The following is a 5,211-nucleotide window of genomic DNA, read 5'->3' as shown; positions in this document are numbered from 1 at the left end:
ATGTGGAGGAACCGGCAAGATTATTAAAGATAAATGTTCTGATTGCGGCGGAACAGGTTATAAGACAAGCCGTAAGACTATCAAGGTTACAATTCCTGCCGGAATTGATAACGGTCAGAGCGTACGTATCAGAGAAAAAGGTGAACCTGGAATAAATGGAGGACCAAGAGGAGATCTTCTTGTAGAAGTACTGGTATCCAGTCATCCTACATTCCAGAGAGAAGATTATGATATTTTCTCAGTAGTTGATATGTCTTATGCTATAGCAGCTCTCGGCGGATCAATCGTGATTGATACAGTTGATGGCAGAGTAGTATATGATGTAAAGCCCGGAACTCAGACTGGTGCAAGAATAAGACTTAGAGGTAAGGGTGTTCCTTCTCTTAGAGATAAGGATATCAGGGGTGACCACTATGTAACTTTAGTTGTTAAGACTCCTGAACGTCTGTCCAAAGAAGCCAAAGAACTCTTAACAAAGTTTGATGAGCTTACAGGCGACAGCCTTAACGAAGCTGAAAGACTTACTTCTGACGGACCTGATGATAAGGACGGCAAAGAGAAAAAGAAGAAAAAAGGCTTCTGGAATAAATAAAGATAACTTTATGGGGTGTCGCATAAAATAGCGGCACCCTTACGTTATTAATAGCTTCACGGGTTCTGTAATTGGACTCTTAAGCTGAATTCTACTTTACTGCAGGAGATGAGGCATTTGCCATGATATTTACCTGCAAGCTCCTGAATGATTTTAAGACCATAACCGTGACTTACCTTATCCTTTTTGGTCGTGGAAATAAGATTTCCGCGTATATGGCGCTGTACAAGCACAGGATTGACTACGGAAATAGTAGTAAAGTTGCGCGTTCTGACTGCCTTGACATTAATATAAGGATTTTCAATGTTTTCACAGGCTTCCAGCGCATTATCAAGAGCATTGGCAAGAATGGAGCATATATCAGGGGCAGGCATATCGGTAAGCCCTGCCAATGATCCTTCATAGTTAAAGGTAATGCCCTTTTTGTTTGCAATCTCAATTCTGCTGGTCAGGATTATATCAGCAATATTATTGCCGCTAATAGGAGCAGGAGCGGCAGGAAGGCTGGCAGTAAGATCTTTGGTATATTTTTTGATTTCATTGTAATTACCGTCTTCAGCCAGTGTTTCGATTATTGCCATATGTTTTTTGAGATCATGTCTCTTTTTCCTGATCTCATCTTCTTGCAGCTGGAGGTTCTTCATAGCGTCCAGCTGAGTCTGCAGATAGGTCATATGAATTCTTGCAAGCGTCTCATTCTCAAGACGGATTCTTTTTTCAAACAAACTGTAAATATAGAATACAATGCAGCTGACATATGCTATAGGCAGGAAGAACCTCCAGAACATATCAGCAAGTCCCAAAAAGTCGCTTGTTGCGAATAACATAGCACACAGCGCCAGTATCAGCATTGTAAGGCAGAACAGTATCATTGCCAGCGCGATTTCTCTTAACGTAATATGAAAGACCAGTCCTTTCTTTTGGGAAATGATGTGTATTGTCACAAGAATCAGCATGATAGTCAGGTCTGTAATGACATCAGAGAGTTTCAGTGTCAGGTAAAAGCAGGAAAATGAATCATCCACATACGGGAATACTGTCGTGAAAATATATGACGGCATTATTGAAAAAACGGTATATAAGAAAAAAGTCGGAATGGTCAAAAGAACATCCGTAAGCTTAAGTGAACTAAGTCCCAGAATAGTCAGATATACCATTGCAAGGACCATGATCATATAAAGTGATGGTATTGGTATGAAAATATTCGTTATAAATAAAACAAGAAAATAGGACGGGAAGAGCAGATACAGCCTTTTTCCTGAAATATTAAGATGCCCCCCACAGAAGTACTGGAGGAGCAATATAAGTTCAGTGCAGGCTATAGCATTTGAAATTGCGGCAATTACATAAGGGCCAAAAAGATCAATGATATGGAGATTCATAATTAACCTCATGTCGCGAGCAAAGCGAGTGACTAATGGTTCAAATTGATGGAGCTCGCGTCATCAATTTGTGTTTGAAAGTGGAACACTTTCAAATTTAACCTCGTACTTATTCTCCTGAAATAAATGCATTGAAGGCAGATTCAAAGTCTTTGTATCTGCGCCTGCTAAGAGACAGTGTGTTTCCATTATCAAGTGTTATGTGTGAGGAATCATACTGCGAGATTCTCTCGAGATTAACAAGAATGCTGCGGTGTATTCTGCAGAAATGCTGCCCGGAAAGTTCTTCTTCAAAATCAGTCAGGTTCTTTCTGACAGTTATAGAATCATCATCCGTATAAACAGCTGTATCCTTGTTGTTGGCTTCTATATAGAGAATATCAGCAGTGTTTAGAATCATTGATCCAAATGATGCATCGATACGAAGTAAGCGCTTTTTCTTACAGCGAATTTCTTTCCGGATGCTTTCAAGGGTGTCTGACAGAGATTTTTCATCAATAGGTTTTATCAGATATCTGAAAGCATTGACTTCGTAGCCTTTGGGAGCGGAAGAAAGGTCGCTTGTCAGATATATAATGAAGCAGGTCGAATCATAGGTACGGATCTTCTTGCCAACTTCGATTCCGTTAAATAGCTCCATGATAACATCGCAAAAGATAATATCGAATCTTTTGCCAAGTGAATAATCCTCAAGAAGCTTATTGGGATCAGTATAAGTGAAAAGCTCAAAGTTCATTTCTTTCCACAATAATTTGTATAAGCTGTCGACGAATATCTGTTCGTCATCAAGTATTGCTACCCGCATATTTAGTCCCTGTATAAGAAAAACCTAAGATAAACAGTAATATTATAACCGTTCGCACCGGATTTTCAACCACTTACGAAAAAATAGAATATACATTGAAATATCTGCATAAAATGGATGCATAAATGTACTACAAGTATGAAAACAGTAGAACAAGGAGGAAGAGTATGAAAGCTAACGAAGTATACACTAAGACACTGAAATTTGCATGGATAAAGCTGGGAATGGGTTTGGCTACGGTACTTTTGTCAATCATTCTGTTCGCGATAGTCATGGGGATAAGCGTGCTGATGGAAAGTGAAGAAGTTGGAGTGATCGGACTTTTAATCTGGTTTGCAGGAACACTGCTTATAAGCTACATAATAAACACCTATTTTGGATATCTTGTTAAAGCAGGGCATGTTGCAGTAATCGCTGAAACCTTCAGAACCGGTCAGGTACCTGCAGATGAAGTAAACTATGGAATCAGAATGGTTAAGTCAAGATTTGCTACAAGCAACATTTATTTTGTTCTTGACAGACTTGTAAGCGGGGCTGTTAACCAGCTTCAAAGTGCAGTAGGCAAGGTGGAGAGCTTCCTTGATTTTGTTCCCGGAATGAGCATAATAGCGGGATTTGCCAAGAGCCTTATCAGAATCGGACTTGGATATGTAGATGAATGCTGCCTTGGCTACACGTTTTATAACAATCAGCAGAGTGCATTCAAAAGCGCAGCAGATGGCGTAGTTATCTATTTTCAGAACTGGAAGACAATCCTCAAGGATGCAGCCAAGGTATCTCTTATTGTGATAATCGGAACAGTAGTAGCAAGTATATTACCTGTTTATTTATTTGTATTATTGTTCAAGGCTCTTGGCTGGTTTACTTTTATAGGATTTGTTGTGGGTGTCATAGTTGGCTGCGTTGTAAGATATGCATTTATAGACAGCTATATCCTTGTAAGAATGATGAGCTCATACATGCAGGTTGCACCTACAACTGTGATATCATTTGACTTATATGGCAAGCTCAGCAGACTTTCAGGTAAGTTCAGGGAACTTTGCAAGCGTGCCGGAAACGAGATTGGTAATGCCGGTATGAATAATCCATATCCCGGCAACATGGCAGGTTGACTCGGTATGAATAATCCATATTCCGGTAATATGGCAGGTTGATATATACGAACATCTTCAAACTTTGCATTATCGTTTGTTGTGCGTTAAAATGGGCTGAGAAGAAGGCTTTTTTGTCAGAATTAGTCTTAATGACACGTAACAGGTTTTAGATGAGGTTTTAACGTATGAAATGGATGAGGTTTAGAATTCGCACAAATGAAGAGGCTGAAGATGTCATTATCAGCGAGATGGTTGATATAGGCCTTACAGGTGCGCAGATAGAAGATAAGGTGCCGCTTACAGCTGCAGAGAAGGAACAGCTGTTCGTAGATGTTGTTCCGGAGCAGGAGGATGATGGAATCGCGTATCTTAATTTCTTTGCAGAGCTTGCAGATGATAATACTCTGACAGTTACAATACCGGACGAGGATGCCGAGGATACATCTGCATCTGATGGAACAGGTGATGTATCTTATCAGATGGAAGCTGCAGGTGGTAAGCAGGTCAAAAAGACTCCTGAGCAGCTTCAAAAAGAGATAAGGCAGATACTTGATGGAATCAGTCAGTACATGGATATAGGAGATGGCACTATCTCTGTTGATGTTACTGAAGATATAGACTGGATGAATAACTGGAAGCAGTATTTCCACAAGTTCATCGTAGATGATGTTCTTATTATTCCTTCCTGGGAAGAACCATCCAAAGAGGATCTTGAAAAGACAGACAAGATATTCCATATAGATCCTGGAACAGCATTTGGAACAGGTCTCCATGAATCTACACAGCTTTGTATTCATCAGCTTTCTAAGTATATAACTCCAGGATGTGAAGTACTTGATGTAGGAACAGGAAGTGGTGTACTTTCAATTCTGGCTCTTATGTATGGCGCCGGCCACTGCGTAGGAACAGACCTTGATAAGGGTGCAATTCCTGCTATAGCAGAAAACCTTGAAGCTAACGGATATACAGATAAGAACCTTAAGCTTATCATCGGCAATATCATTGATGATAAGAAGGTACAGGATGAGGTCGGATACGAAAAGTATGATGTTGTTCTTGCTAATATCCTTCCTGTAGTTCTGGTACCGCTTGCTCCTGTAATAGGTCAGTTCATGAAGAAGGGTGCAGTATTTATCACATCCGGTATCATGAATGAAAAAGGAGAAGAGGTTGCAGCTGCCCACAGAGCAGCAGGCTTTACAGATATTGAGATGATACACCAGGGAGACTGGGTATCTGTTACATCCAGAAAAGCATAAATGACAGTTTTTACATGGCCATACTTCATTTAAGGTATGGCCTTTTTAGTGTTAAGATATATCATGAGATGAAAATTGG

General features: G+C 40.0%; 5 protein-coding genes. 3 read left to right on the top strand and 2 right to left on the bottom strand.

The genetic code is table 11. The features are described from left to right. On the top strand, window positions 1-592 hold a 592-nt coding region (locus K6G87_RS08995), incomplete at its 5' end, for a DnaJ C-terminal domain-containing protein (RefSeq protein ID WP_296836098.1). A gap of 56 nt (window positions 593-648) precedes the next feature. On the opposite strand, the gene K6G87_RS08990 is transcribed toward K6G87_RS08995, so the two are convergent. Continuing rightward, window positions 649-1,974: a sensor histidine kinase gene (locus tag K6G87_RS08990; protein ID WP_296836095.1), complete on the bottom strand. Its 1,326-nt coding sequence runs from the start codon at window positions 1,972-1,974 to the stop codon at window positions 649-651. A gap of 109 nt (window positions 1,975-2,083) precedes the next feature. Continuing rightward, complete coding sequence (locus K6G87_RS08985) at window positions 2,084-2,779, bottom strand: LytR/AlgR family response regulator transcription factor (RefSeq protein ID WP_296836092.1); 696 nt, start codon at window positions 2,777-2,779, stop codon at window positions 2,084-2,086. Window positions 2,780-2,946: 167 nt separating this feature from the next. Between K6G87_RS08985 and K6G87_RS08980 the strand changes: the two genes are divergently transcribed. Further along, window positions 2,947-3,891 carry a hypothetical protein gene (locus K6G87_RS08980; RefSeq protein ID WP_110072558.1) on the top strand — a complete coding sequence of 315 codons (945 nt, stop codon included), beginning with the start codon at window positions 2,947-2,949 and terminating at the stop codon, window positions 3,889-3,891. Window positions 3,892-4,058: 167 nt separating this feature from the next. Further along, window positions 4,059-5,132, top strand: coding sequence for a 50S ribosomal protein L11 methyltransferase (locus K6G87_RS08975; protein WP_296836087.1), 1,074 nt, complete (start codon window positions 4,059-4,061; stop codon window positions 5,130-5,132). Window positions 5,133-5,211: the final 79 nt, after the last annotated feature.

It is taken from the genome of Butyrivibrio sp., assembly GCF_024699075.1.
The sequence above is the reverse complement of the archived record's forward strand: the minus strand, read 5'-3'. Positions and strand labels throughout refer to the sequence as shown.